Here is a 24,212-nt window from a genome sequence, read left to right as displayed (position 1 = left end):
TGCCTGAGATTTTAGGCGAGGGCGCTATGGGACTGACCGACATTCAACACAGCATTGCTGCGGCGGAAGAAAAATGGGATTGCACAGGGCGCACCCAATTGATCGCAGTGTCCAAGGTGCAACCCGATGATCGGGTGGCCGCCGTTCTGGATCAGGGCCATCGTTGCTTTGGGGAAAACAAGGTGCAAGAGGCGGCTGGCAAATGGCCTGCCTTTCGGGACAAATACGGCGCCATTGATCTGCATTTGATTGGACCTTTGCAAACCAACAAAGCGCGTCAAGCTTTTGAATTATTTGACGTCATCCACACGCTGGATCGTCCCAAGCTGGCGAACACCTTTGCGCGTCTGGCTGATGAAATGGGCAAATGCCCTGACTTGACTGTTCAGGTAAACACCGGCCGTGAACCACAAAAAGCAGGTGTGTTGCCTGAAGATTTGGACGATTTTATCAAGCAATGTCAGTCGCTTGATCTTCCTGTCAAAGGGTTGATGTGCATCCCCCCCATTGATGAAGAAGCAAGCCTGCATTTTGCGTTGCTGAACAAAATGGCCGAACACCACGGGCTGCAATGGCGATCGATGGGGATGAGCGCGGATTTCGAAGTTGCCATTTCATTGGGGGCCACGCATGTGCGTGTGGGGTCCGCCATCTTTGGAGACCGCGTGCCAGGTTAGCGAACAATCAGCCGGGTCTGGAAGGTGATTTTGCGCGCGATCCATGCCAGATGATCGCGCCTGAATGCGACACAGCCTTCGGTTGGAAACCCGGGCCTGCGATACTGGTGAATGAAAATCGCAGAGCCCCGTCCGCTTACCGCATAAGGCCAGTTCCAATCTGTCAAAATTACCAGATCATACAATGGATCCGGGCGCCGCAGTTTTTCATGGCTGTGGGAATATGGCGCGCGCACCATCATATTGTAGTCTTCATGGTCGGAGGCATCCGACCACAGGTCAGATGGCCCAATCGGTTTTGCCCAAGATGTCGGCCGTTTGATCCGGTCCGGGCGATACAGCATGCCCACAATCCTGTGCACACCGCGCGGGGTTGCACCGTCACCCTCGCGCTTGTGGTTTGACAGGCCAGACTTGCCAATTGTACAGGGAAACACGCGGCCCAAAAACCGGACACCTTGGGGCGTCAAAACCAGATCATGTGGCGTCATGGCGGCGATAACGCTTTGTATCCCTTATAGATCAACAAGGAACCGACCCCGAACAACCCAATTCCGCTTAAGGTAGAGACACTGATTTTGCGTCCCAACGGCGACTGGAAACTGCGCAATGTCAGAAGCGCGTATAGAATAATGGATGCGGCATCCAAAGAGACAAAAATGAATCCGTAAATCAGCGATTGAAGCCAAATGCTGTGGTCCGGCGAAATGAAGCCCGGAAACAGTGCTGCAAAGAAAACAATCGCCTTCGGGTTGGTGACACAGGCGAAAAAACCGGACAGGAAAGATGCGCGCTGTGCGCCTGCAAGATCAAGGTGCGCCTCTTTCTCTGTCAATGCCTGCCATGCAAGATATAGAATGTAAGCGCCACCAGCCATCTGAAGCCAAGGCAAAACATAACCAGCCAAAGCAACCAGATATTGCAGGCTGGCAGTGGCCACGATGATATGGACCACGGACCCCAACGCATCACCCGCCACGCAAATCATCGCGGATTTTGGGCCGTAACGAACAGCCTGACTGCTGGCCAATGCAACCGACGGACCTGGCGTACAGACGATGATCGCGGTTGCAGTCAAAAAACTAAGAAACAGTGACATATCCATCAGAAAAGATGTCCTGATTTCGCAGCCTTTGTGGCCAGATATGCAGTGTTAAATTCGTTTTCGCCAACTTTTAGCGGCACTCTTTCTGCAACATCCAGGCCCGATTTTTTCATCATATCGACCTTGGCAGGATTGTTGGTCAGCAACCGCACCGAGGAAAATCCCATTGATTTCAAGATGTAAGCGCCCAGTTTGAAATCACGTTCGTCATCCTCGAACCCAAGACGATGGTTTGCTTCCACGGTGTCGAAGCCTTGATCCTGAAGGGAATATGCCCGCATTTTGTTGGCCAGCCCAATACCGCGACCTTCTTGGTTCAAGTACAAAAGGACGCCTGTTCCTTCGGTTCCCATCTGCGCCAAAGCTCCACGCAATTGCGGACCGCAGTCACATTTCAAACTGCCTAAAACGTCGCCGGTGAAACAGGCGGAATGCAGTCGTGCCAGAACCGGTTTTGTTCGATCAGCCCGCCCGATTTCAATCGCGTAGTGTTCTTCCGCGCCGTCTTCGGGCCGAAACAGATGAAGCCGGCCCGCCTCTGCCGCCTCGATAGGCAGCCTTGCTTGAACCACGGGATGCAGCATGCTGGACTCGGCCAAATGTGGGGCCGCCTCTGTCATTTGCACAGAAGTTAGACCGTTCTGTGCCGCAAACTTCTCCCCGTTTGGTATGTTGATGACCACTGCGGATGGCAAAAGGCGCGCCGCTTTGGCCAATGCAATGGCCATCCGGTGCCCCTCTGCGTCGCCCTCACGTTCCGTGTTTAAAGGGCCTTTCATCGGGTTTTGTAAATCATCCGCAGGATCTGCGATGGCCTGTATCCAAGCCAGTTTGACATCATTAGGAAGCAAAACCCGGGCCACATCACCATCATATGCGCGTGCTTTTAGGGTGGTGGCGCGACGTTCGGTGATGGCTAAAACGGGATCTCCATCAAGTGACAGAATATCGTTCAGACGTAGGACGTCCAGGGTTTCCGCTGCAAAAACCAACTTGGGTTGCGGCCCTAATAGTACGATGGGTACGCCCATTCGAAGGTCCGCTCGGGCGCGTGCTAGCCGTTCGACTATGGTTGGGGCAAAGTTCATGTTACACTTTTGGGGTGATTGATGTGGATATTCTAGGTGAAAGTGATCCGAAATGAAATATTTCCGCTCATTCCGACACGAGGCTGTGAAACATCGATAGGAAAGCTTGTTCTGCTCCCCTTCAAGGCGCATTTATGATGCAGAGAACGGAGAACACCATGGCGCAATTGAAGAAAATTTTGTTGGTTGATGACGATGACGATCTGCGCGAGGCGCTGTCGGAACAATTGATTATGACGGAAGATTTCGACGTATTCGAGGCAGCGAACGGTCATGATGCAATGGATCGCGCCAAGGAAGCTTTGTACGATTTAGTGATTCTTGATGTTGGACTCCCGGATACGGACGGCCGCGAACTGTGCCGTTTGATGCGCAAACAAGGCGTTAAGTCCCCGATTTTGATGCTAACCGGCCATGATAGTGATGCAGATACAATTCTTGGTTTGGATGCCGGAGCCAATGACTACGTCAGCAAACCTTTCAAGTTTCCGGTCCTTCTGGCCCGTATCCGCGCCCAATTGCGTCAGCATGAACAGTCCGAGGACGCTGTATTCACGCTGGGGCCATACACATTCAAGCCGTCGATGAAGATGTTAATCACTGAAGACGAAAAGAAAATCCGGCTGACAGAAAAAGAAACCAACATTCTCAAGTTTCTACACAGATCAACAGATGGCGTGGTCGCCCGCGATATACTGTTGCATGAGGTTTGGGGTTACAACGCAGGTGTCACTACGCACACGTTGGAAACACATATCTATCGGTTGCGTCAAAAAATTGAACCAGATCCGTCAAATGCACGCCTTCTTGTTACCGAATCTGGTGGTTACAGATTAATGGCCTAGTGGACTTGATCTACGTAAACACAATCTTAAGTCTGTCTAAGCTGTAAGTTTGTTAAGGTTCCCGCCGTACGTCCGGGTTATGACGTACACCTCCCTGTTGGACTTGGCCGGGCCTTGCGCCCGGTCTTTTTTTTGCATTGAGCAAAAGTAAGGGCTTCGTCTGTTCGGTATCAAAAGGTTCAAGGTCTGACATAGATGAAACTAGGGAACTGTTGGCACATTCGACTTTTTAAAAAAGGTACCGGCCCATTAGAATTCTTCCCAACCATCTGAAGGTGTAAGTCGGGTTTGAACCTTTGAAACAGACGATTGCGGCACATCGCCCACTGCCACATCCAGAGATGTTAGTGCTGAAGTTCTCGTTTCGATGGGCCGGTCCTCGACGACTTCAACGGTATTGATGTCTTGGAGTGGACCATGGCCAAAGAAGCTGACCAATTCGCGTAGGTTGGCAGCCCGTTCCGCCAGTTGTTTTGCCGCGGTCGCACTTTTGTCAGCCAAACCTGCAGTATGCTGCGTGGTTTGGTCAATTTGAAGCATCGCCTGGGTCACTTCGGTGATGCCTGCGGCTTGTTCCTGGCTCGCTTCAAGGATTTCGTTGATGTTATCGACGACGGCAGTCACCCCGGAGACAATCTTTGTCAGCGCTTCGCCGCTGCTGTTGACCAACTCTGACCCCTCAAGAACTTCCTCATTGCTTTTGGTGATCAATTCGTTGATTTCGCGGGCTGAATCAGAAGAACGGTGCGCAAGTGCGCGAACTTCGGATGCGACAACTGCAAAGCCACGGCCTGCGTCACCCGCCCGCGCTGCTTCTACGCCTGCATTCAAGGCCAATAGATTGGTCTGGAATGCAATCCCGTCAATGACTTCTACGATTTTGCTGATCTCTTGTGTGCTTGTCTCGATGCGGGACATAGCCTCAACTGCATTCGTGACGATGTCTCCACCGGATTGTGCTTGTTGTGCTGCAGTTTTCGCGGCTTGCGTTGCAATCTTCGCGTTGTCGACCGTGTTGCTGACTGTCGCCGAGATTTCTTCCATGGAGGCGGAGGTTTCTTCAACCGTGGCAGCTTGTTGTTCGCCGCGCAATGACAGGTTTGACGCGTTTTCGGCAATTGAATTCGTTTCAGTCGCAATTGCCTGAGACGCGGTCAAGATACCGCTTACCAGTTCTTCAAGGCGCACGAGTGTATTGTTGAATGTATCGCGCAAACCTTCAAATGGCCCGCTTAAATCCGCCGGGAGACGGGCGGTCAGATCGCCTTCAGACAAAGAGGCCAAACCGGCGACAAGCGCATTCATAGCGCTAATATTTTCAGTGACTTCGAAGGCGTATTTGACGACTTTGTAGGGCTTGCCTTGAAGGTCAAAAATTGGATTGTAGCTTGCCTGAATCCAGATTTCCGCACCATCGCCTGCGATGCGCTTGTATTGTCCCGAATGCAATCTACCCCGCGCAAGGTCTCGCCAAAAGGCCGCGTATTCAGGCGTTTCTGCGTCTTGTTTGTCCACGAAAATCCGGTGATGTTTGCCGATAACGTTGTCAGCCGAATGGCCAAACTTGGCTAGAAAATTGTCGTTTGCCCAGATCACTTTCCCGTCCAAATCGAATTCCACCACGATTTGAGATCTCGAAATGGCAGACAATTTCCCATCGGCATCAGTGGCTGCAATCTTGTTTTCTGTGACATCTGCGGCTAGTGCAACGACTTTGACAGGGCGGCCGGTGGTGTCCACAATCGGATTGTACATGGTCCGAACCCAGATTTTTGAGCCATCACTTGAAATGCGCATAAAATCATCGAGAACGGATTTTCCATCCCCGAGGTTGTCCCACAATGCTTTGTATACGTTTCTCTCGTGTTCTGAGTCTTCCACAAACATGTTGTAGTTCTTCCCTTGAACTTGCTCGAGTGAATATCCGGTACATTTCAAAAAGTTGTCGTTTGCGGTCAAAATCGTACCGTCTAGATCAAATTCGATCACAACGAGGGAATTTGAAATAGCTTCCAACTGTGTTGTGGCATCAAATTCCGCAATCTTATTTGCAGTAACATCTGTGGCAATTTCTACAATTCTGTCTGGCACACCAGATGGATCACTTAGGTGGTGATAAGATGCGTCAATCCAGATGTTTTTGCCGTTTTTGGTTTTTCTGGAAAATGAGCCACTTTGCGGTTCACCATTACGCAAATTTTCCCAAAATACTGAATAGTCTGGACCGTCCACCTCATCGGGGGCAACGAAAATCCGGTGGTTTTGGCCTTTCAATTCCTCAAGAGTATACCCCGTAGCGTCCAATGTGACCTGATTGGCATCCAGTACAGTTCCATCAAGATCCAATGTCATCATTCCATGGGATTGATGCAGGGCGGCGCACAACGCCAAGGCGTCTGCTGTTTCCGGGTTATGTTGTGGAGCGCGTTTGCCAAAGATCATTCAGAAAGCCTTTCGTCAGGTCTTGCGCACTGAACAGCGATTCAAATCGCGCAGCGCACTTTGACTGACCTTCACCACGAAACTCTTTAGAAATGCCTAAATCACATTCACTTTGCGCACCTCTGTCACCCAGAGAAATATTTTACGCGATGTGGCTTTCAATGACGCGCGACGGGACGTTGCAATTCAACTGACGTCGGGTTCTAGGTGCAATTCAATCGGTCTAAAGCCATCCTGAAGCCAACAAATTGGAGAAAAACATGAAAAAAGTCGTGTACGAAGAGTTCGGAGACCCGGTCGCAGTCTTGCAGGTCGTCGAGGCTGAAAGTCAGCCGTTGGAAGCTGGTCAAGCCCGTGTTGAGGTTTTGCGCGCCCCTATAAATCCAAGTGATTTGATACAAATTGCTGGAAATTATGGCGTGCGTCCTCCGCTGCCTGCTGTCGCTGGGAACGAAGGCATAGGTCGCGTCACAGAAGTAAACGGCGCGGGCGTCGAAGTCGGTCAGCTTGTTCTGGTACCGGCAGGGGCGGGGACATGGGTTACAGAAATTGTCGCCGGTATCCACCAATTGGTGCCGATGCCCGAAGGTGACGTCGATCAGTTGTGCATGATGATGGTCAATCCGGCCACCGCCCAATTGCTGTTGACGGAATACGTCGATCTGAAGCCGGGCGATTGGATCATTCAGTCCGCAGCAAACTCTGCTGTGGGTGGCTACATTGTGCAACTTGCGAAGGCGCGCGGCGTGAATGTCGTAAATGTTGTGCGTCGTGACAGTGCGGTTGAAGACGTGAAAGCCTTGGGTGGCGATGTTGTTTTGGTGGATGGGCCTGATCTGGCCGCCGAAGTCAAAAAGGCCACCGGTGCCAAAATGAAGCTGGCGATTGATGCGGTTGCAGGGGCCACTGCAGGGCGTTTGGCAGATACGCTTGAACGGGGCGGTACGCTGGTGAACTACGGTGGAATGTCAAACGAGCCATCTGCTTTGGGGGCTGCCGCACTGATCTTTAACGACATTGTAGTGCGTGGCTTTTGGTTGGTGCTGTGGTTTGAAAAAGCGTCACGCGACGAACGTATGGCTGTGTACGGTGCTTTGACGGCGGCGGTTGCCAAGGGCGAATTGCACGCCCCCATCGACAAGGTCTTTACCTTGGATGAAGTCACGGAAGCGGCGCGGTATTCCTGGGCGGGCAGCCGCAAAGGCAAAGTTCTAATGGCCCCCAACGGCATCTGACCCTTTCAGAATACGTTTGATCGGAAGAAACCAAGACACCGTCGTAATTGCGATGGTGTCTTTTCATTTGTGGCCATAGGTTAAGGTTCAACCAACCTTCGGAGATCTGCTATGTCCTTTTCGCTTGCCACTTGGAACATCAACTCGGTTCGTTTGCGTGAGCCGATCGTTTTGAAGCTGTTGGGTGAAGAGGCCCCTGATGTTCTGTGTCTGCAAGAATGCAAAAGCCCCGTCGACAAAATCCCGTTGGAGGGGTTTCAAGCGCTTGGATACACCCACATGGTTGCGCGAGGGCAAAAGGGGTACAACGGCGTGGCGATCCTGTCGAAAATCCCCATGACCGAAGCTGGGGCCGAAGACTTTGCGCAATTGGGCCACGCCCGCCATATCGCAGGTCGGCTAGAAAACGGTGTCACGATTCACAATCACTACGTGCCCGCAGGGGGGGATGTGCCGGATCGTGACGTGAACGAGAAATTCGGCCAAAAACTGGATTACCTGACCGATATGCGTGATGCTTTTCGTGCCTCAGCCCCTGAAAAATCCATTTTGGTGGGCGATTTGAACATTGCCCCCCGCGAAGACGACGTGTGGGACCACAAGAAGCTGTTGAAGATCGTCAGCCACACACCGATTGAGGTCGATCATTTCAACGAGGTGATGGAGGCCGGCGATTGGCATGATGTGACACGCGCCGATATTCCCGAAGGGCTGCTCTATTCGTGGTGGTCTTACCGCGCCAAGGATTGGGATGCCGCCGACAAGGGGCGCCGTTTAGACCATGTTTGGGCGACGGGTGACATCAAGGCGGCGGCGCACAGCAGCCGCGTTTTGCGTCACGCACGCGGGTGGGAAAAGCCATCGGACCATGCACCGGTGTTTGCGACATTCGATTTGTAGCGAAACGGCGTTCACGCCACTTTGGTGAGCTTGAAAAAGAACGGGGTCTTTGCGCCTTTGTGATCCATCAACCCCAGCACATTTCGCGCGTCAATCTTGCGAAAGACATCGTTTATGGGACGTGCGTCATATTGCATTGTGGCGCTTACTTTTCCGCGGAACTCTGTCATGCGTAGGCGCGCCTTTGGTTTGCCGGTGCTTAAAAACGGGCTGAGAAGCGGAAACAGCACCTTGATGAACGGGTCGCGCAAAGGCAGATGCGTCACCAGCCCCAAGGGCAAAAGGGCGGGGTTCACAAAGAAATCACGCCCGAATAGCCCTTTGTGCACAAGCGGATAAACCGCGTCCGGTCCATCAAATCGTTTTCCGATCCAACGGGATGCTTCTAGCAGGCCGTCCATAGGGTGGTCCGTGTCGACACCTTGCCCGTGCCACGTTCCGATCATCATCGGCACGTCCACGGGTTCAAGGCTGTCGAAATAGGTCAGTGCCTCTTGGGACGTCATTTTTTGATTTGGTGCGGCCATGACAGTCTCCGGTGGGGTGGGCAAAGACTGCCCCGTTTGAATATTGGGTTAGACCCGTTGCCAGTCACTATAGGCTGGGTTGGTGTCTTTCATACCCTGATATAGCCATGCCATGTGCTGCCCAGTGATTGGTGTGTGATGGCGCGGCAAAAGCGCGTGGATTCCACCAAACCCATAGGGCAATCAGTGCGAACGCGGCCAAAGCCCACCAACCGATCCAGACCCGCGACAGGATCGCAAGGGTCAACAACGGCATTTGTCATGCGTGAATAGACCGACCACGGGTTGGCGTGGCGCACCCATGTCGCGTCGTCCATGCGCATGATCTTTTCGGATGCAGCGAAGATATCGAAGGATTTTGCCATTTCTCACCTATCTGCTTTGGCCTGCCCCTTGGTTTTTGGGCGCTTAGGTTTCATATAGGGGCCAACCTCGATGGAGAACACGACATGATGGACATTATCGGCCAACCGGCAGCGGATGCAGATCTGATCAAAGACGTATCAGAAGCAACATTTATGCAAGACGTGGTGGAGGCTTCGCAAGACACGCCCGTCATCGTTGATTTTTGGGCGCCCTGGTGCGGGCCATGCAAAACATTGGGGCCGCAGCTGGAAGCGGCAGTGACGGCTGCCAAAGGTGCTGTCAAAATGGCCAAGGTCAATGTGGACGAAGCGCAAATGATTGCAGGTCAGCTGCAAATCCAATCTATCCCGACGGTGTATGCCTTTTACAAAGGACAACCTGTGGACGGGTTCCAAGGGGCTGTACCGCAATCCGAAATTGAAGATTTTGTGGCGCGTGTGATCAAAGCGGGGGGTGGCACGTCTCCGGCAGAAGATCTGAATTCTGCGGTTGAAGCGGCTGAGGAAATGCTGGCCGAGGGCGCAGCAGACGATGCGGCACAAACCTTTGCCGCGATACTTGAGGAAGACCCGAACCATGCAGGGGCTTACGGTGGTTTGGTTCGTGCGCATATCGCGTTGGACGATCTGGAACAGGCAGAAGGCATCCTGAACGGCGCGCCTGCCGAAATTTCGTCATCGCCAGAATTGGACGCGGCTGCGGCGCAATTGGAACTGGCCAAACAAGCGACCAACACAGGGCCCTTGGCGGAATTGGAAGCGGCTGTGGCGGCCGATGAAAACGACCACCAAGCGCGTCTGGATTTGGCACAGGCCATGTATGCGGCTGGTGATGGCGAAGGGGCTGTGGAACACCTGTTGACGATTTTCCGAAAAGACCGCGAATGGAATGATGGCGCGGCCAAAGCGCAATTGTTTACGATTTTCGAAGCCTTGAAGCCGGACGATCCGGTGGCGCTGAACGGGCGGCGCAAGCTTAGTTCAATGATATTTGCCTGAACGCCTTTGCGGGCTAGGTAGCATCTCATGAAAAAGATAACTGATCTGCCGGATGTGATCCCGGTTTTCCCTTTGCCCGGTGCGCTGCTTTTGCCGCGTGCCCGGCTGCCGTTGCATCTGTTTGAACCGCGCTATCTGCAAATGTTCGACGATGCGTTGAAAACCGAGGCACGCCTGATCGGCATGGTGCAACCCAACGAGGTGCCGGGGCGCGAAGGGCCGGGGCTGCACACAATCGGGTGCGCTGGGCGGATCACGCAGTTTTCAGAGACCGAAGACAACCGTTATATGATCACTTTGGGAGGCGTATCGCGCTTCCGAGTGGTCAAAGAAATAGATGGCTTCACACCGTACCGCCGGTGCGAGGTGAATTGGGACGGCTTTGATCGTGATCTAGGCGACACAGAGGAAGACGTCGTGTTTGACCGCGACCCCTTCCTGAACAAGCTGTCAAAATACTTCACCGCGCAAGGGCTGTCGGCCGACTGGGAAACCCTGCAAGACGCAGACGACGAATTGTTGATCAATTCGCTGTCGATGATGCTGGACTTTGAACCCGAAGACAAACAAGCACTGCTTGAAGCCCCAAGCCTAAGCACACGCCGCGAAACGCTTTTGACGTTGATTGAATTCAATCTGGCGGGCGGCCTGGACGGAGACATGCTGCAATGAGTAACGACACAACAACAGACACAGACCGCCGGATGCTGGAAGCTTTGATTTGTCCGCGCAGCCATGAAACCTTGCGATATGATGCGGCTGCACAAGAGCTGATTTCGGAAGGGGCGGGGCTTGCGTATCCGATCCGAAACGGGATTCCTGTGATGCTTGTGGATGAAGCGCGGGTGCTAGACAGCTAAGATTTCGGGCGTCAGGGCAGCATCACGGCTTGGGCATAAGCGATGCCTGCGAGAAAGCACGCAGATGCGACCAGAACAAACCCGTGCCAGATGGCATTGGAAAACCGCAAGCCTTCCCATCTGTAGAAAATCGTGCCCACCGAATAGGTCAGGCCGCCGATGGTCACAAGCCAGATGGTGGGTGTGGGCAAATGGGTGATGACGGGTTTCGCCAAACTGACGCTAAGCCACCCCATGCCAAGATACAGCAACAAAGACCCCGGTCCGGGGCTTTGCCAGAAGAACATCTTTCGGGCTGCCCCGTACAAACCGATGCCCCATACCACGACCAACACGACATAACTGAAGGGTGTGTTGATCAAAGCGACAAGCGGGGTGTAGGTGGCGGCGATTTTCAGGAAGATGGCGGCATGATCCAGACGACGGCGGGCAGGTCGTACGGTTTCGTTCGGCGCAAAGTGATATGCCGCTGAAGCTGCAAAGCTGAACACTATAATCGCGCCGTAAAGCAATGTGGCTGGCAGGTGAAAGCCCGGCAAAGTGGATGCCAAGACCAGATACACGGCCCCAAGGGCAGATGCTGCAATGGCCACACCATGCACAAGGGCGTCAGCGCGCCGCTCAAAGGGGCTGTAGGTCGGGTAGTGATCTGCGGAACTTTGGGCCATGCCGCAGATTTGGTTGCCGACGGGGCAATAGGCAAGTCGAACGTTGCGGAAAGCAAAATCCGCGCATCTTGCCTTTGGCCCAAGTTCTTCGCCTGTGGGCGCTGCGTTTACCGCATCAATTTTGGCAAATCGCCTGTAAGACCGGCGGCTTCGCGAATGAACCCGCGGCGCAGGCCAGGCATGGCGTTTATCAAACCCATACCCAGATCACGGCCTAAACGCAGCAATGGGTTGTCGTTGGAAAACAATTTGTTAAACGCATCCGTCGCCATGGCAAGGGCCGCGTTGTCGAAACGGCGCCATTCTTCATACCGCTTGAGAACCTGAATAGACCCGATGTCTTCGCCGCGCTGCTTGGCTTCGGTTAGAATTTGGGCCAAGGCTGCGATGTCGCGCATACCGGCGTTCAGTCCCTGACCCGCAATTGGATGGACGCCGTGGGCCGCGTCGCCCACCAGCGCCACGCGGTCAGCAACAAGGTTTTGCGCCAAAGTCAGGTTCAGGGGATATGTGAACCGTTCGCCTTCCAACGCGATCTCGCCCAGAAAATCGCCAAAGCGTGGGCGCAACATGTCAAGATATGCCGCTCCGGGCAGGGCATTGAAAGCTTGCGCGTTCTCATCTGTCTCGGACCATACAATCGAACTGCGATTGCCCGGCAAAGGTAAAATGGCCAACGGCCCAGCAGGCATGAAAAATTGATGCGCAACACCGTGGTGCGGTTTTTCGTGTTGGATGGCGCAGACCAATGCCGTTTGCGCGTATCCCCACCCAATGCGCTTGATGCCTGCGCGTTCGCACGTGCCGCTGCTGCGCCCGTCACATCCGATAAGGGCTTTGGCGGTGAGTGTCTTTTCTGTGCTGAGCGACACAGACACGCCGCCCGGTTGGGCAGATTGTGCGATGACGGTTGTGTCCGGCAGGTGCGTCACAAGGGGATTTGACGCGATGGCATCTAACAGAACGGGTCGCAAATGACGGTCTTGCACCATATAGCCCATGGGCCCTTCTTCGATCTCTGCATGATCAAAGTGCATGAAAAATGGTGAGGGCCCTTCGCCGGCACGGCCGTCGGTGACTGTGATTTCCAACATGGGTTGGGCGTTGTCTGCAAGGGCATCCCAAAGCCCCAAACGCGCCAAAAGCCGTTGAGAAGTCAGGGCCACGGCATAAGATTTACCGTTAAAACCCTCATCCTTGAAGGTTTCCGTTTTCTGGGCATCGATCACGGTGGATGTGATCCCTGATTGCGCCAAGGCCAAAGCCAGTATTGGCCCGTTCAACCCGCCGCCTACAATGGCGATTTCTGTTTCTTGTGTCATGCTGTTGATATGGGCTGCGTGTCGGGGATTGTCCATGTGCGCAAGCGTCGCTACCGTTTGTTGGAAATCGACAATATGGAGAGATGGCGCAATGCAGACATGGTTGAAGATGACCGCCAGTGATTTGGGACGTGGCATTGGTGCTGGTACGATCGATCCGGTTGCGTTGGTTCAAACCTATCTGGAAGCCATTGAAGCACATCCTTTGCGCGATCGAATTTATGCACGCGTCACCCACGACCGTGCTTTGGCAGAAGCCCGTGCCGCCGCGACGCGTGCGAAAGCAGGGCAGCGATTGTCTTTGTTGGATGGTGTGCCGATCAGCTGGAAAGATCTGTTTGATACAGCAGGAACAGGGACCGAGGCTGGGTCCAAATTGCTATCAGGCCGCGTGCCGGACCAAGATGCGGTTGTATTGGCAAATGCGACCGCTATGGGATTGGTTTGTTTGGGAAAAACCCACATGAGTGAACTGGCGTTTTCCGGTTTGGGCTATAACCCTTCCACGGCCACACCGCCTTGCGTGAATGACGCAGATGCCGTGCCGGGGGGGTCGTCGTCGGGGGCCGCGGCCTCTGTGGCCTTTGATTTGGCGCCAGCGGCGATCGGGTCTGACACGGGTGGCTCTGTGCGTATTCCTGCGGCCTGGAATGATCTTGTCGGATTGAAAACCACAGCGGGGCGTTTGACGCTTGAGGGTGTCGTGCCATTGGCGCTGAAATTCGACACCATAGGCCCGCTGACCCGCTCGGTCGAAGATGCGGCGCAGCTTTTGGGCTTGATGGAAGGCACGGCGGTTGCGGATTTGCGTGGCGCAACTTTGGAGGGGCGGCGGTTTGCGATTTTGCGCACCTCGATGCTGGATGGTACGCGTGCCCAGCCTTTGGCCGCATTCGAAGCCGCAGTTGACCGGCTTGTGGCTGCAGGTGCTGTTGTTGAACATATTGATGTCCCTGAAGTGCAAGAGGCCGTTGATCTGGCCGCACTTTTGATCACCTCAGAAGCATATGGCCTTTGGAAAGACGTCATCGAGGCCAACCCGGACGCAATGTACGATGAGATTTTGGCGCGTTTTCGCCTTGGTGCCGCACATGGTGCTGCGGACTACGTGGCGGGATGGGCCAAATTGGACGCGTTGCGTTCAGCATACGATGCCGCCACCGCAGGCTATGATGCTGTGCTTGGCCCGTCGTCTGCGATTATGCCGCCCAATCTGGATCGATTGAACAGCGAAGAAGACTATTACGTGTCGGAAAATCTTTTAGCTTTGCGCAACACGCGTGTAGGTAACATGCTGGGTCTATGTGGTTTGACCTTGCCTACGGGAGTGCCAAGCTGCGGTATCATGTTTTTATGCGCCCCGGATTTGGAAGAGCATTTGTTGCGTATCGGCGCGGCTGCAGAAGCCGCTTTGACCTGAGTGAAGAGGGGCTCTGCCCCCGGCCTGCGGCCTCCCCCGAGGTTTATTTTGCGAGATGAAGTGCTGGATCGACTCAAAAGCCACAATTGTCGCGGCTTCGGGTTGTTTTTCTGGACGAAACCGGACCGCTTGCGTAAGTTGGAGAAAACGGGACGCTAATGATCCCGATCCTGAGGCAGTTTTGATGAAGTTTCCCGAGCGGTTTTCGAACCTTCCGGCTTATGCGTTTCCACGTTTGCGTGCGCTTTTAGATGTGCATCCTGCGGGCGGTGACGTTGTGCATATGACCATTGGTGAACCCAAACACGTTTTCCCGGCGTGGGTTACGGATGTAATTTCTGAACATGCCGCGGGTTTTAACCGCTACCCGCCCAATGAAGGTGCGTCCGAATTGCGCAGCGCTTTTGCCGATTGGGCCAACCGCCGTTATGGTTTGTCGCTTGATCCGGATGTCAATGTGATGCCGTTGAACGGCACACGCGAAGGGCTGTACAACGCGCCCATGGCGTTGTGCCCCGAAACCAAGAATGGCCAGCGCCCTACAGTTTTGATGCCGAACCCGTTCTATCAGGTTTACATGTTGGCCAGCATTTCTTCGGGTGCAGAACCTGTGTTTGTTGCGGCTACGGCAGATACCAATCACTTGCCTGATTATGCCGCGCAGCCGGAAGACGTTTTGCAACGCTGTGTGGGGGTTTACATTTGTTCCCCCGCCAATCCGCAAGGCGCTGTGGCAGATCGTGCCTATTGGACTGACCTTCTGGCCTTGGCAGAAAAGTACGATTTCCGCATTTTTGCAGACGAATGTTACTCCGAGATCTACCGCGATGCCCCCCCTGTCGGTGCTTTGCAAGTTGCGCATGAAATTGGCGCCGATCCAGAGCGGGTGGTGGCGTTTCATTCCCTGTCCAAACGGTCCAATTTGCCGGGCTTGCGGTCCGGTTTTGTAACTGGCGGACCGAAGACGATGGATGAAATTCGCCAATTGCGCACCTACGCAGGGTCGCCTTTGCCGCTGCCTTTGCAGATGGCAGCAGCGGCAGTTTGGGCGGACGAAACGCATGTGATTGAGAACCGCGCTTTGTACGCGGAAAAATACGCGATTGCGGATCGCATCCTTGGCAATGTGCCCGGATACGCCAGTCCGGAGGCCGGTTTTTTCCTGTGGCTGAAGGTTGAAGACGGCGAAGCGGCAGCATTGAAATTGTGGATAGAGACGGGCGTACGCGTGCTTCCGGGGGCCTATTTGGCACAGGATGTGGACGGCATGAACCCGGGACATGAATACATCAGGGTCGCCATGGTGGCCCCAAAAGCGGAAATGACGCGCGGGTTAGAAGCCATTCGCGATTGTCTTTATCCAGCTCAGAACGACGAGGCGAGGTAAGTAAAATGGCATATCAAACACGTGGGCGTGACCCGTTGCTGGACAGCAATATGCAGGCAGCGATTGAGAAACGCAGCAAAGAGTTGATTGGCATCTCGTTGATTGTGCTTGGCCTTTTGTGTGCGGCTATGATTGGTAGCTATTCGCCAGACGATCCCAATTGGTTGGTGTCTACGGATGCACAAGTGCAAAACTGGCTGGGTCGGTCCGGGGCGTCATTGGCGGCACCATTGATGATGGTTGTGGGGCTTGGGGCTTGGGCGATTGCGATTGTCTTGTTGACCTGGGGCGTGCGTTTTTTGCTGCATTGGGGCACAGACCGTGCACTGGGCCGTTTGATTTTTGCCCCTATCGGTATTGCTTTGCTTGCGATTTATGCTGAAACCCTGCAGCCGGGGGCCGCATGGTCACAAACGCATAGTTTTGGGCTTGGCGGCATGTTTGGTTACACTGTCATGGGCTTTTCGCTGACAATCCTACCTATCGGATCCGCCTTTGCGCTGAAGCTGATGTCCTTGCTGATGTTCGTGGCTGTCATCGCCATGAGTGCTTTTGTGTTGGGCTTCACACGCCCCGAAATCCACCGCGTCGGACGGTTTTTGCTGCTGGGCGTTGTGATTTTGTATGCAGGTTTGATGACGTTGTTGGGCAAAGGCGCCAGCAACGCAGTCCACGCTGCCCGCGAGATGCAAACACGCGCAGCTGAACGCAAGGACCGCCAACGGGCAGAAGCCGCAGAGGCAGCGGCCTATGCCCATGCCGAAGCTAGTATTCCGGCACCTGACTATGCCGTTGAAGCGACTCCGGTCGCAGATGCGCCTGATTACGATATGGCCCCGGCAGAACCAAAAGCCGGGTTATTGTCGCGTATGCCTTCGCTGATCAAGCGCGCCGATCCAGTCCCTGACGCGATGCCGGAACCGGAATTGATTGAGACATATTCGGATGTGGAATTGGACCATGCCCCAAGTGATGACCGCATCAAGGCGAAGATTTCGGATGTGATCAAATCGCGGGTACGTCAAACGCCGTCTTTGCAAGTCAGCTCCGTGGCCCCTTTGACCAAAGGGCGTGGCCGTGGGCCTGATCCTTTGGTGCTGAACACAGAGCCAACGCCGGTCGAATTGCCGCCTGAACCGCCTTTGATGGCATCGCCTGCTGCAGTACGCGCGGAACCGCCGCTGGTTGCCCCACGCGCTGATGTTGTGGCCCCGCCTGTGACGGCTGCGCCGGAACCTGTTGCAGAACCTTTGCCGCTGCAAGATGTCGCCCAACCGGCACCTGCGATCCCTGTGGCAACGCCGCGTGCTGTGGTGGAACAACCTGTGCGCAAGCCGGTGCAACCATCGACGCGCGCCAAAGCCGAAGCCCAACCGCAGCTTTCTTTTGAAGACACACATCCGGGATTTGAATTGCCCCCGCTGTCGTTGCTGGAAAGCCCGGATGTCGTGCAGCGTCACCATCTGAGCGATGAGGCGTTGGAAGAAAACGCGCGCATGTTGGAAAATGTGTTGGATGATTATGGCGTCAAAGGCGAAATCGTTGCGGTGCGCCCCGGTCCCGTTGTCACCATGTATGAACTGGAACCTGCCCCCGGTTTGAAAGCCAGCCGTGTCATTGGGCTGGCGGACGATATTGCGCGATCCATGGCCGCCTTGTCTGCCCGTGTGTCGACCGTTCCGGGCCGTTCTGTTATTGGTATCGAATTGCCAAACGAGAACCGCGAAAAAGTGGTTTTGCGGGAAATCCTGTCTGCCCGTGATTTTGGCGACAGCAATATGAAGTTGCCGCTTGCTTTGGGCAAAGACATCGGCGGCGATTCAGTTGTCGCCAACCTTGCCAAAATGCCCCACTTGTTGATTGCGGGTACGACGGGGTCCGGTAAATCGGTCGCCATCAACACCATGATCCTGTCGTTGCTTTACAAGCTGACGCCGGAAGAATGCCGCTTGATCATGATTGACCCCAAGATGCTGGAACTGTCTGTCTATGACGGGATTCCGCACCTTCTGTCCCCTGTTGTAACCGATCCCAAAAAGGCGGTTGTGGCACTGAAGTGGACCGTAGGCGAGATGGAAGAACGCTATCGCAAGATGTCCAAAATGGGCGTGCGCAACATCGACGGCTATAACGGGCGCGTCAAAGAGGCGTTGTCCAAAGGCGAGATGTTCAGTCGTACAGTGCAGACCGGTTTTGACGATGACACAGGCGAACCAGTGTTCGAGACTGAGGAAATCAAACCCGAAGCCTTGCCTTACATCGTGGTGATCGTCGACGAAATGGCGGATCTGATGATGGTGGCGGGCAAAGAAATCGAAGCCTGTATCCAGCGTTTGGCGCAGATGGCGCGGGCGTCGGGCATTCACCTGATCATGGCCACACAGCGACCTTCCGTCGATGTGATCACCGGCACAATCAAGGCGAACTTTCCGACCCGTATTTCCTTTCAGGTGACGTCGAAAATCGATTCACGCACGATCCTTGGTGAAATGGGCGCCGAACAGCTTTTGGGTATGGGCGACATGCTTTACATGGCGGGCGGCGCAAAGATCACGCGTTGTCACGGGCCGTTTGTGTCTGATGAAGAAGTCGAGGAAATCGTGAACCACCTGAAAGCCTTTGGTGCGCCAGACTATGTGTCGGGCGTGGTTGAAGGGCCGGACGAAGACAAGGAAAGCAACATCGATCAGGTGCTTGGCCTTGGCGGCAATACGGACGGGGCAGACGCGCTTTATGACCAGGCCGTTGGCGTGGTGATCAAAGATCGCAAATGTTCGACTAGCTACATTCAGCGCAAATTGGCGATTGGTTACAACAAAGCCGCGCGACTGGTTGAGCAAATGGAAGACGAGGGACTTGTGTCGGCGGCGAACCACGTGGGCAAACGCGAGATTCTGGTGCCCGAGCAGCAATAGACATCTTTGCGAAACACTTAATAGATGCGCACTAACCGGCTGGTTTGGTGCGCATTTTTCTTTTGCTATCGTATAACATCGCGGGTCTGCCTATATCGGATACGAGGCAAGACAAAAGTGAGCAACGATATGAGTTTCCATTTTAAAACAGTGATGATCGCGGGTTTCGCAAGCATGGCCACAATGGCCAGCGCGGACAAAATCCCGTTGAATACGATTTCGCAATACCTGAATGGGTTGAAAACGACTCAGGGCGATTTCACACAGATCAACGATGATGGATCCGTCAGCACGGGCAAAATCTACATCAAACGGCCCGGTCGTATGCGGTTTGAGTACAACGCCCCGGACAGCGCGATTGTGATTGCGGGATCGGGTGCTGTGGTTGTGGACGACAAGAAATCAAACCAGCCACCCGAAACATATCCGCTGAAACGCACGCCGCTTTCGATCATTTTGGCGCGAAATGTGAACTTGGGGCAAGCGCGAATGGTGACGGGCCACAGCTTTGATGGCACGGCGACGGTGGTGACCGCGCAGGACCCGGACAACCCCGAGTACGGCAACATCCAGATGAAATTCACCGCGGACCCCGTGCAACTGCGCCAATGGGTGATCAACGATGGATCGGGCAGTGCAACGACAGTTGTTTTGGGTGCAATGAAGGTGGGGGGGAATCTGCCCAACCGCCTGTTTGATACAGGGTCGCCCGGGCAGAAACTGGATTAAGTGTCAGCGACGCACGCGGCAGGTCGCCAATTGTTGACGGTAAGTGTCTGATCGTGCGCCGACTTCGCCAGACACGCGCAGCAGCCATGACTTTTTGTTGTAGCTGCCACGCGCATACCCTGTATGGCCTTCGTGATAAGCTAGATATTGGTTGCGAGCGTCGCCAAGGCTGATGCCGTTGCGGTCGCGGGTGGTGTTCATGTACCAGCCCATGAAGTCGCTTGCGTCTTTGATGCGTGTGCGCTTTGCGCCAAAGCGACCTTGGTCCTGTTGGTATTCTTTCCATGTTCCATCAAGGGCTTGGGAATACCCAAGTGCGCTGGACAAACGACCCATCGGGATTACGCCTGCCGCATAGCGAAAGGGCGGGCGTGCGTTGGATACGAATTTGCTTTCTTGGTAAATGGTCGCCATCTGGACGTGCACAGGCACACCCCATTTGCGTTCTGCTGATTTGAACGCGCTTAGATATCCGGGGCGCTGTTTTAGAATTGAACATGCGTTATCAAGTTCCTTGGGGGCTTTGCCTGACCCACCACTGGAACATGACGCAAGCGCCAAAACCAACATTATCGCGCCAAGAGTTCTGCTCATCTGCCTCTTGCCTCATTTTTTGATCGCCTTTTCGGCGTTATTGCTTCGTATACTACCTGCTTTTTGCGCAGTTTGAAATCACGTTTTCTACAGAACAAGCGCCAAAATAAGCGGCAGTGCGCCGACAGACATCACCGTCGACACCACGACAAGGCCGGCAACGGCATCTGCGTCCGCGCCATACTTTTCAGCCAGCAAATAGGACGTGACAGCCACCGGCGTTGCGATTTGCAAAACCAATACTCCAAATGCGACGGGCTCAAGATCGAAAAACAGCCCCGTAAACCATGCGACGCCAGTGCAAACGACAAGTTTGAACAATGAAAGTACAATCGCCCGCAGGAAGCTTTGTGGTGTAAGCCGCGCGACGGCCACCCCAAGCGTGATCAGCATCAAAGGAATCGCCATTTGTCCGATAAGCGACAATGTGTTTGTTAAAAATAGGGGTGTTTGCCAGCCCATCCACAGGAACACAGCGCCTAAAAGCGTCGCGCCAACCATGGGTTCTGAAACCACTTTCCCCAAAGCGCCACGTCCGGACACCAGCCAAATTCCAAAGGTAAACGACCCGACCGCCATGATTGCGAAGACCACGATGGCATTGCTTAACCCCACATCACCAAAGGCAAATAAGGCCAAAGGCAGCCCAAGGTTGCCGGTATTGCCAAAAATAAGCGGTGCCAGATATGTGCTGCGGTCCAGTCGCAACGCCAAAATTGTGCCCCAAGTCAAAAGCGTAACACCTGCGTATGCCACCAATGTGGCCAGCGACAATTGAGTGATTGCAGACGGGTCCATTTTGGTCTGCATCAATGACACAAAGATCAGACAGGGCACTGCCAACGTCATAGCCAAGCGTGTCACAAATTGGATGCGATATTCGAAGCCCAATTTGACCCAAGTAAAGCCGATGCCTGCCAGCAAGAAAACCGGGGCCACAATTTCAAGGACGGTCAAGGCAAGGGTCAACAGTCTGTTTCCTTTTATAGGATCGGTAAAATTGGACAAAGCCCTCTTGCAACGTCTACTAACGGGCGGTAGGGGCTGCAATGTTATGATGAAAACACTCGCGAAATATCACTTGGGGCAAGTTGTCCGTCACAAGAAGCACCCCTTCCGAGGGGTCATTTTTGACGTGGACCCTGAGTTTTCCAATACAGATGAATGGTATGAGGCGATCCCAGAGGACAGCCGCCCCATTAAAGACCAGCCTTATTATCATTTGCTGGCGGAGAATGACCAAAGCTACTATGTGGCCTATGTTTCGGAGCAGAACCTGATAGCGGATTACTCTGGTGAGCCGGTCGATCATCCTGATATTCCAGACCTTTTTGGTCCTTTTCAGGACGGAACCTACCCACTGCATTTTCAGCTGAATTGATGGAACGCCGGGGTTAATACCCCAGCGCAATTCCGTCCTTACGTGCGTCACTTGCCCCTTCAAGCACCCCGTCTTGGCGCATTCGAATAGCTTGTGCGCCGCCAATGGCCGTGTCGGGAATGCTAACAGAATGCCCCAAATCGCTTAGCTCTTGGCGCACTGCATCACTGTAACCACGTTCGACTTTCAGCGTGCCTGTGTCGCTGAATGCGCGTGGTGCATCGATGGCGCTTTGTAAGTCCATGCCGAAATCCACAATATTTGACGCGAACCGCGCATGTCCGTTGGGTTGGTACGCCCCGCCCATGACCCCGAACGGAACTGTTGGCTTACCGTTTTCGCGGATCATACCGGGAATGATCGTATGCATCGGGCGCTTCCCGCCAAGCAGTTCGTTGGGATGGCCTTTTTCCAAAGTGAAGCCTGCACCGCGGTTTTGCATCAAAATACCGAATTTGTCCGAAGCAATGCCCGACCCGAAACCGTGGAAAATGGAATAGATCAGGGATACGGCCATTCCATCGCGATCAACGACCGTAATGTAAATCGTGTCTTTGTGAACGGCTTCTGTAAGTGGCGCCGCTGCTTTGATCGCATATTTCGGATCAATCAAAGCTGCCAGTTTTGCCGCTGTTTCAGGCGACGTCATAACATCAGCCCGTGTTGTAAAATCCGCGTCGGCAACAATGCGATTGCGCGCGTCATAGGCCAGTTTCGCAGCTTCCGCTTCGATGTGAACGCGCATAGCACCGACTGGATCCATACCCGCAATGTCGAAATGTGACAGGATGTTCAGCATCAACAAGGCCGTTGTACCATGTGTGTTGGGGGGATGCTCTACCACTTCGATATCTTTGTATGGCCCAGCAACCGGTGTGGTTTGTGTGCAGGCAGCTTTGGCAAAATCGTCTTCGGTGTGCATGCCACCCATCGCGTTCAAGGTGGCGATCATGTCATCTGCAATTTCGCCGCTGTAAAAGGCATCGCGGCCATGTTTTGCAATGCGTCGCAAGACTTCGGCTTGTCCGGGGGCCGCAAACATTTGTCCGACTTGGGGGGCTTTGCCACCAAACAGATACATATCACGCGCGGAGCCTTGCAATGTTTCGGCGTCATTGGCCCAATCAAATGCGACACGCGGTGCGACGGGAACTCCGTGATCTGCATAGTGGATGGCTGGCGCCAACACCCTATCCAACCCTATGTTCCCGACGGTTTCCGACAAATGACAAAAGGCATCAATTGCGCCGGGAACCGTAACCGCATGCGCACTGCGCAAAGGGACTGTTGTTTCCCCCTGCTGCCGCAAAAGATCAGCGTCAAGGCCCGAAGGTGCGCGTCCTGAACCGTTCAAAGCGTGGATTTCATCTGTCCCCGCAGGAGAATAAAGAACAAAGCAGTCACCACCGATGCCTGTCATTTGTGGTTCGCAGATACCCAATAACACCGCCCCGGCAATCGCTGCGTCCATCGCATTTCCACCTTGTTGCAAGATGTTGATCGCTGTTTGAGCGGCTAAAGGGTGCGATGTTGCGCACATTCCATTGCTTGCGAAAACGGGGGAACGGCCAGGAAGGTGAAAGTCGCGCATGGAGAAGCCTTTGTGATTGGTTCTGGGCGAACCTAATCTTTACAGCCCGAATGTCCATGCATCCAAGCGCACACAAGATGGATGCACTGGGTCGTAAAGGTCTGCTGGGGAGGTAGTTCCTCGGCACCGCGCACTGGGTGGGGGCTATCAAACGCGGCGCCGAGGGAAGCCATATGCAGCTACATGAACAGGTATGACGTGAAAAAGGGGCGAAAATGTGAACTTGCTGTGGTGCTTTTGGGAAGTATTCCCGACGGCGTGAACTTTGCAGGCAAATTGTGCCTAAGACCGGTTTTTCAAGCGCTGCGTACGTTCAAGCGCAGACGTAAATGGTTGCTGTTGCCTTGTCGCGCGTAGTCGATGTCTTTGGCGAGATCTTTGATCAAAAACCAGCCAAAACCACCTTCGGGCATGTCTTGCATTGGAACATTCAGGTCAACCTTGGACCCAATAGGGGTTTCACCACTTGGCATTGGCAAACCTTGATCACAAATTTCAAAGTGGAGGCCGTCCCGCTTGTGGCTGCACGAAATGTCAATCGCTCCACCTTCGGACGATGGTGGATATCCATGTTCCACCACGTTGTTCAACGCTTCGGCTAGAACCAGTTCGATTGTTCCGGCTTCTTCGACGTCCAGATGCAGCGGCTCCAACTGCGTCAGTAATTTCTCCAATGCGGACCGAACAGCAAGTTGACCGCTTTGAACGGAAACTTGGAATTTAGGTAGAAAGTGGGTCACAATCATACCTCCCTCTCCTTCAGTGTTCTGTATCAAGACCGCAGGCCTTCGACGGCCCCGTCCAAAGTATCAAACAGGCTAAAAACTGAATCCATGCGTGTCAGACGGAATACTTTATCTACAGTTGGTGTCAGCCCTGCCAAAGCCAACTTTCGATCCTGGCCTAGGTTCTTCATGGATGCGACAATCGCCCCTAAACCACTGGAATCGATGAATTGTACCTTGCTAAGGTCCAAGATAACGACGGACGGGCCGTCTTCCGTTTGTGTTCGCATTGCATCTTTGAATTCAATTGCTACTGCCGCATCAATGCGTGTGTCGTTCACCGAAACAATTCGGAAAGACTCTTCTGTTTTGCTTGATAGTTCCATGAATTTTTGACCGCCGTCCTAAGAGTTGTTGTCATTGTTAGGATGAAAGTC

At 53.9% G+C, this 24,212-nt stretch carries 25 protein-coding genes; 12 read left to right on the top strand and 13 right to left on the bottom strand.

Annotated elements, in window-relative coordinates; genetic code table 11:
* Positions 1–26: 26 nt before the first annotated feature.
* Positions 27–677, top strand: coding sequence for a YggS family pyridoxal phosphate-dependent enzyme (locus ABJL60_RS16595; protein WP_348375767.1), 651 nt, complete (start codon positions 27–29; stop codon positions 675–677).
* On the opposite strand, the gene ABJL60_RS16590 is transcribed toward ABJL60_RS16595, so the two are convergent.
* Genes ABJL60_RS16590 through ribA form a run of 3 tightly spaced genes read right to left on the bottom strand, consistent with a single transcriptional unit; the run spans position 674 to position 2,870 of the window.
* Entirely contained in the window at positions 674–1,168 is a 495-nt protein-coding gene (locus tag ABJL60_RS16590) for a L,D-transpeptidase family protein (protein WP_348291016.1), read from the bottom strand. The genes ABJL60_RS16595 and ABJL60_RS16590 overlap by 4 nt on opposite strands.
* A complete protein-coding gene (locus ABJL60_RS16585) occupies positions 1,165–1,782 on the bottom strand; it encodes a LysE family translocator (protein WP_348291014.1) in 618 nt (205 codons plus the stop codon). The genes ABJL60_RS16590 and ABJL60_RS16585 overlap by 4 nt, the downstream gene beginning before the upstream one ends.
* Complete coding sequence (gene ribA, locus ABJL60_RS16580) at positions 1,782–2,870, bottom strand: GTP cyclohydrolase II (RefSeq protein ID WP_348375768.1); 1,089 nt, start codon at positions 2,868–2,870, stop codon at positions 1,782–1,784. Before ribA ends, ABJL60_RS16585 begins: the two co-directional genes overlap by 1 nt.
* 158 nt (positions 2,871–3,028) lie before the next feature.
* Here ribA and ABJL60_RS16575 point away from each other — a divergent pair, with 158 nt between their 5' ends.
* Positions 3,029–3,715, top strand: a complete 687-nt coding sequence (locus ABJL60_RS16575) for a response regulator transcription factor (protein ID WP_108829856.1) — start codon at positions 3,029–3,031, stop codon at positions 3,713–3,715.
* A gap of 249 nt (positions 3,716–3,964) precedes the next feature.
* Here ABJL60_RS16575 and ABJL60_RS16570 read toward each other — a convergent pair whose 3' ends face one another.
* Positions 3,965–6,157 carry a methyl-accepting chemotaxis protein gene (locus ABJL60_RS16570; protein WP_348375769.1) on the bottom strand — a complete coding sequence of 731 codons (2,193 nt, stop codon included), beginning with the start codon at positions 6,155–6,157 and terminating at the stop codon, positions 3,965–3,967.
* A gap of 260 nt (positions 6,158–6,417) precedes the next feature.
* Between ABJL60_RS16570 and ABJL60_RS16565 the strand changes: the two genes are divergently transcribed.
* Both ABJL60_RS16565 and ABJL60_RS16560 read left to right on the top strand, forming a co-directional pair.
* Positions 6,418–7,392 (top strand): zinc-dependent alcohol dehydrogenase family protein, encoded by a 975-nt coding sequence (locus ABJL60_RS16565; protein ID WP_348291009.1) that lies wholly within the window; start codon positions 6,418–6,420, stop codon positions 7,390–7,392.
* A gap of 111 nt (positions 7,393–7,503) precedes the next feature.
* Entirely contained in the window at positions 7,504–8,292 is a 789-nt protein-coding gene (locus ABJL60_RS16560) for an exodeoxyribonuclease III (RefSeq protein WP_348291007.1), read from the top strand.
* 11 nt (positions 8,293–8,303) lie between these two features.
* On the opposite strand, the gene ABJL60_RS16555 is transcribed toward ABJL60_RS16560, so the two are convergent.
* On the bottom strand, positions 8,304–8,819 hold the full coding sequence (locus tag ABJL60_RS16555; RefSeq protein WP_348375770.1) for a DUF4334 domain-containing protein: 516 nt from the start codon (positions 8,817–8,819) through the stop codon (positions 8,304–8,306).
* 67 nt (positions 8,820–8,886) lie between these two features.
* Complete coding sequence (locus ABJL60_RS16550; RefSeq protein ID WP_348375771.1) at positions 8,887–9,075, bottom strand: DUF6653 family protein; 189 nt, start codon at positions 9,073–9,075, stop codon at positions 8,887–8,889.
* A gap of 193 nt (positions 9,076–9,268) precedes the next feature.
* Between ABJL60_RS16550 and trxA the strand changes: the two genes are divergently transcribed.
* The 3 genes from trxA to ABJL60_RS16535 are packed head-to-tail and all read left to right on the top strand — an operon-like array spanning position 9,269 to position 11,043.
* A complete protein-coding gene (trxA, locus tag ABJL60_RS16545) occupies positions 9,269–10,183 on the top strand; it encodes a thioredoxin (RefSeq protein WP_348291002.1) in 915 nt (304 codons plus the stop codon).
* A gap of 27 nt (positions 10,184–10,210) precedes the next feature.
* Complete coding sequence (locus tag ABJL60_RS16540) at positions 10,211–10,855, top strand: LON peptidase substrate-binding domain-containing protein (RefSeq protein ID WP_348291000.1); 645 nt, start codon at positions 10,211–10,213, stop codon at positions 10,853–10,855.
* Positions 10,852–11,043 (top strand): Trm112 family protein, encoded by a 192-nt coding sequence (locus ABJL60_RS16535; protein ID WP_348290998.1) that lies wholly within the window; start codon positions 10,852–10,854, stop codon positions 11,041–11,043. The genes ABJL60_RS16540 and ABJL60_RS16535 overlap by 4 nt, the downstream gene beginning before the upstream one ends.
* 11 nt (positions 11,044–11,054) lie before the next feature.
* Here the strand turns inward: ABJL60_RS16535 and ABJL60_RS16530 are convergent, their stop codons facing one another.
* Together ABJL60_RS16530 and ABJL60_RS16525 are read right to left on the bottom strand one after the other, a co-directional pair.
* Complete coding sequence (locus ABJL60_RS16530) at positions 11,055–11,711, bottom strand: hemolysin III family protein (protein ID WP_348375772.1); 657 nt, start codon at positions 11,709–11,711, stop codon at positions 11,055–11,057.
* A 107-nt stretch (positions 11,712–11,818) separates the two neighbouring features.
* Positions 11,819–13,069 (bottom strand): UbiH/UbiF/VisC/COQ6 family ubiquinone biosynthesis hydroxylase, encoded by a 1,251-nt coding sequence (locus ABJL60_RS16525; protein ID WP_348375773.1) that lies wholly within the window; start codon positions 13,067–13,069, stop codon positions 11,819–11,821.
* A gap of 55 nt (positions 13,070–13,124) precedes the next feature.
* Here ABJL60_RS16525 and ABJL60_RS16520 point away from each other — a divergent pair, with 55 nt between their 5' ends.
* The 4 genes from ABJL60_RS16520 (at position 13,125) to ABJL60_RS16505 (ending at position 19,484) form a co-directional block, all read left to right on the top strand.
* The gene (locus ABJL60_RS16520) at positions 13,125–14,453 is read left to right on the top strand and encodes an amidase family protein (protein ID WP_348375774.1); all 1,329 of its coding nucleotides are present in this window, start codon (positions 13,125–13,127) and stop codon (positions 14,451–14,453) included.
* 184 nt (positions 14,454–14,637) lie between these two features.
* Positions 14,638–15,840 carry an aminotransferase class I/II-fold pyridoxal phosphate-dependent enzyme gene (locus tag ABJL60_RS16515; protein ID WP_348375775.1) on the top strand — a complete coding sequence of 401 codons (1,203 nt, stop codon included), beginning with the start codon at positions 14,638–14,640 and terminating at the stop codon, positions 15,838–15,840.
* A 5-nt stretch (positions 15,841–15,845) separates the two neighbouring features.
* The gene (locus ABJL60_RS16510; RefSeq protein WP_348290990.1) at positions 15,846–18,755 is read left to right on the top strand and encodes a DNA translocase FtsK 4TM domain-containing protein; all 2,910 of its coding nucleotides are present in this window, start codon (positions 15,846–15,848) and stop codon (positions 18,753–18,755) included.
* A 129-nt stretch (positions 18,756–18,884) separates the two neighbouring features.
* On the top strand, positions 18,885–19,484 hold the full coding sequence (locus ABJL60_RS16505) for an outer membrane lipoprotein carrier protein LolA (RefSeq protein ID WP_348375776.1): 600 nt from the start codon (positions 18,885–18,887) through the stop codon (positions 19,482–19,484).
* 3 nt (positions 19,485–19,487) lie between these two features.
* On the opposite strand, the gene ABJL60_RS16500 is transcribed toward ABJL60_RS16505, so the two are convergent.
* Positions 19,488–20,078 (bottom strand): lytic transglycosylase, encoded by a 591-nt coding sequence (locus ABJL60_RS16500; protein WP_348290986.1) that lies wholly within the window; start codon positions 20,076–20,078, stop codon positions 19,488–19,490.
* Positions 20,079–20,165: 87 nt separating this feature from the next.
* Positions 20,166–21,047 carry an AEC family transporter gene (locus tag ABJL60_RS16495; protein WP_348290984.1) on the bottom strand — a complete coding sequence of 294 codons (882 nt, stop codon included), beginning with the start codon at positions 21,045–21,047 and terminating at the stop codon, positions 20,166–20,168.
* 85 nt (positions 21,048–21,132) lie between these two features.
* Between ABJL60_RS16495 and hspQ the strand changes: the two genes are divergently transcribed.
* Positions 21,133–21,459: a heat shock protein HspQ gene (gene hspQ, locus ABJL60_RS16490; protein ID WP_108829840.1), complete on the top strand. Its 327-nt coding sequence runs from the start codon at positions 21,133–21,135 to the stop codon at positions 21,457–21,459.
* Between the two features lie 13 nt (positions 21,460–21,472).
* Here the strand turns inward: hspQ and ABJL60_RS16485 are convergent, their stop codons facing one another.
* The 3 genes from ABJL60_RS16485 to ABJL60_RS16475 all read right to left on the bottom strand — a co-directional run bounded on the left by ABJL60_RS16485 (position 21,473) and on the right by ABJL60_RS16475 (position 24,161).
* On the bottom strand, positions 21,473–23,050 hold the full coding sequence (locus tag ABJL60_RS16485; RefSeq protein WP_348375777.1) for a gamma-glutamyltransferase family protein: 1,578 nt from the start codon (positions 23,048–23,050) through the stop codon (positions 21,473–21,475).
* Between the two features lie 296 nt (positions 23,051–23,346).
* Positions 23,347–23,796 (bottom strand): ATP-binding protein, encoded by a 450-nt coding sequence (locus tag ABJL60_RS16480; protein ID WP_348290980.1) that lies wholly within the window; start codon positions 23,794–23,796, stop codon positions 23,347–23,349.
* A 26-nt stretch (positions 23,797–23,822) separates the two neighbouring features.
* Entirely contained in the window at positions 23,823–24,161 is a 339-nt protein-coding gene (locus ABJL60_RS16475) for an STAS domain-containing protein (protein WP_348290978.1), read from the bottom strand.
* Between the last annotated feature and the right edge of the window lie 51 nt (positions 24,162–24,212).

Source organism: Ascidiaceihabitans sp., from assembly GCF_039986515.1.
Taxonomy (GTDB): Bacteria; Pseudomonadota; Alphaproteobacteria; order Rhodobacterales; family Rhodobacteraceae; genus Ascidiaceihabitans.
Note: the sequence above shows the minus strand (reverse complement) of the source record. Positions and strands in the feature narration are given on the sequence as shown.

Bases quoted from the DNA above. Each gene is read 5' to 3' on its own strand.
- ABJL60_RS16590 (WP_348291016.1), bottom strand. From the start codon at position 1,168: ATGACGCCACATGATCTGGTTTTGACGCCCCAAGGTGTCCGGTTTTTG.
- ABJL60_RS16595 (WP_348375767.1), top strand. From the start codon at position 27: ATGGGACTGACCGACATTCAACACAGCATTGCTGCGGCGGAAGAAAAA.
- ABJL60_RS16530 (WP_348375772.1), bottom strand. From the start codon at position 11,711: ATGGCCCAAAGTTCCGCAGATCACTACCCGACCTACAGCCCCTTTGAG.
- ABJL60_RS16520 (WP_348375774.1), top strand. From the start codon at position 13,125: ATGCAGACATGGTTGAAGATGACCGCCAGTGATTTGGGACGTGGCATT.
- ABJL60_RS16480 (WP_348290980.1), bottom strand. From the start codon at position 23,796: ATGATTGTGACCCACTTTCTACCTAAATTCCAAGTTTCCGTTCAAAGC.
- ABJL60_RS16500 (WP_348290986.1), bottom strand. From the start codon at position 20,078: ATGAGCAGAACTCTTGGCGCGATAATGTTGGTTTTGGCGCTTGCGTCA.
- ABJL60_RS16540 (WP_348291000.1), top strand. From the start codon at position 10,211: ATGAAAAAGATAACTGATCTGCCGGATGTGATCCCGGTTTTCCCTTTG.
- ABJL60_RS16525 (WP_348375773.1), bottom strand. From the start codon at position 13,069: ATGGACAATCCCCGACACGCAGCCCATATCAACAGCATGACACAAGAA.
- ABJL60_RS16555 (WP_348375770.1), bottom strand. From the start codon at position 8,819: ATGGCCGCACCAAATCAAAAAATGACGTCCCAAGAGGCACTGACCTAT.
- ABJL60_RS16475 (WP_348290978.1), bottom strand. From the start codon at position 24,161: ATGGAACTATCAAGCAAAACAGAAGAGTCTTTCCGAATTGTTTCGGTG.
- ABJL60_RS16515 (WP_348375775.1), top strand. From the start codon at position 14,638: ATGAAGTTTCCCGAGCGGTTTTCGAACCTTCCGGCTTATGCGTTTCCA.
- ribA (WP_348375768.1), bottom strand. From the start codon at position 2,870: ATGAACTTTGCCCCAACCATAGTCGAACGGCTAGCACGCGCCCGAGCG.
- ABJL60_RS16505 (WP_348375776.1), top strand. From the start codon at position 18,885: ATGAGTTTCCATTTTAAAACAGTGATGATCGCGGGTTTCGCAAGCATG.
- trxA (WP_348291002.1), top strand. From the start codon at position 9,269: ATGATGGACATTATCGGCCAACCGGCAGCGGATGCAGATCTGATCAAA.
- hspQ (WP_108829840.1), top strand. From the start codon at position 21,133: ATGATGAAAACACTCGCGAAATATCACTTGGGGCAAGTTGTCCGTCAC.
- ABJL60_RS16565 (WP_348291009.1), top strand. From the start codon at position 6,418: ATGAAAAAAGTCGTGTACGAAGAGTTCGGAGACCCGGTCGCAGTCTTG.
- ABJL60_RS16550 (WP_348375771.1), bottom strand. From the start codon at position 9,075: ATGCCGTTGTTGACCCTTGCGATCCTGTCGCGGGTCTGGATCGGTTGG.
- ABJL60_RS16585 (WP_348291014.1), bottom strand. From the start codon at position 1,782: ATGGATATGTCACTGTTTCTTAGTTTTTTGACTGCAACCGCGATCATC.
- ABJL60_RS16510 (WP_348290990.1), top strand. From the start codon at position 15,846: ATGGCATATCAAACACGTGGGCGTGACCCGTTGCTGGACAGCAATATG.
- ABJL60_RS16570 (WP_348375769.1), bottom strand. From the start codon at position 6,157: ATGATCTTTGGCAAACGCGCTCCACAACATAACCCGGAAACAGCAGAC.
- ABJL60_RS16560 (WP_348291007.1), top strand. From the start codon at position 7,504: ATGTCCTTTTCGCTTGCCACTTGGAACATCAACTCGGTTCGTTTGCGT.
- ABJL60_RS16485 (WP_348375777.1), bottom strand. From the start codon at position 23,050: ATGCGCGACTTTCACCTTCCTGGCCGTTCCCCCGTTTTCGCAAGCAAT.
- ABJL60_RS16535 (WP_348290998.1), top strand. From the start codon at position 10,852: ATGAGTAACGACACAACAACAGACACAGACCGCCGGATGCTGGAAGCT.
- ABJL60_RS16575 (WP_108829856.1), top strand. From the start codon at position 3,029: ATGGCGCAATTGAAGAAAATTTTGTTGGTTGATGACGATGACGATCTG.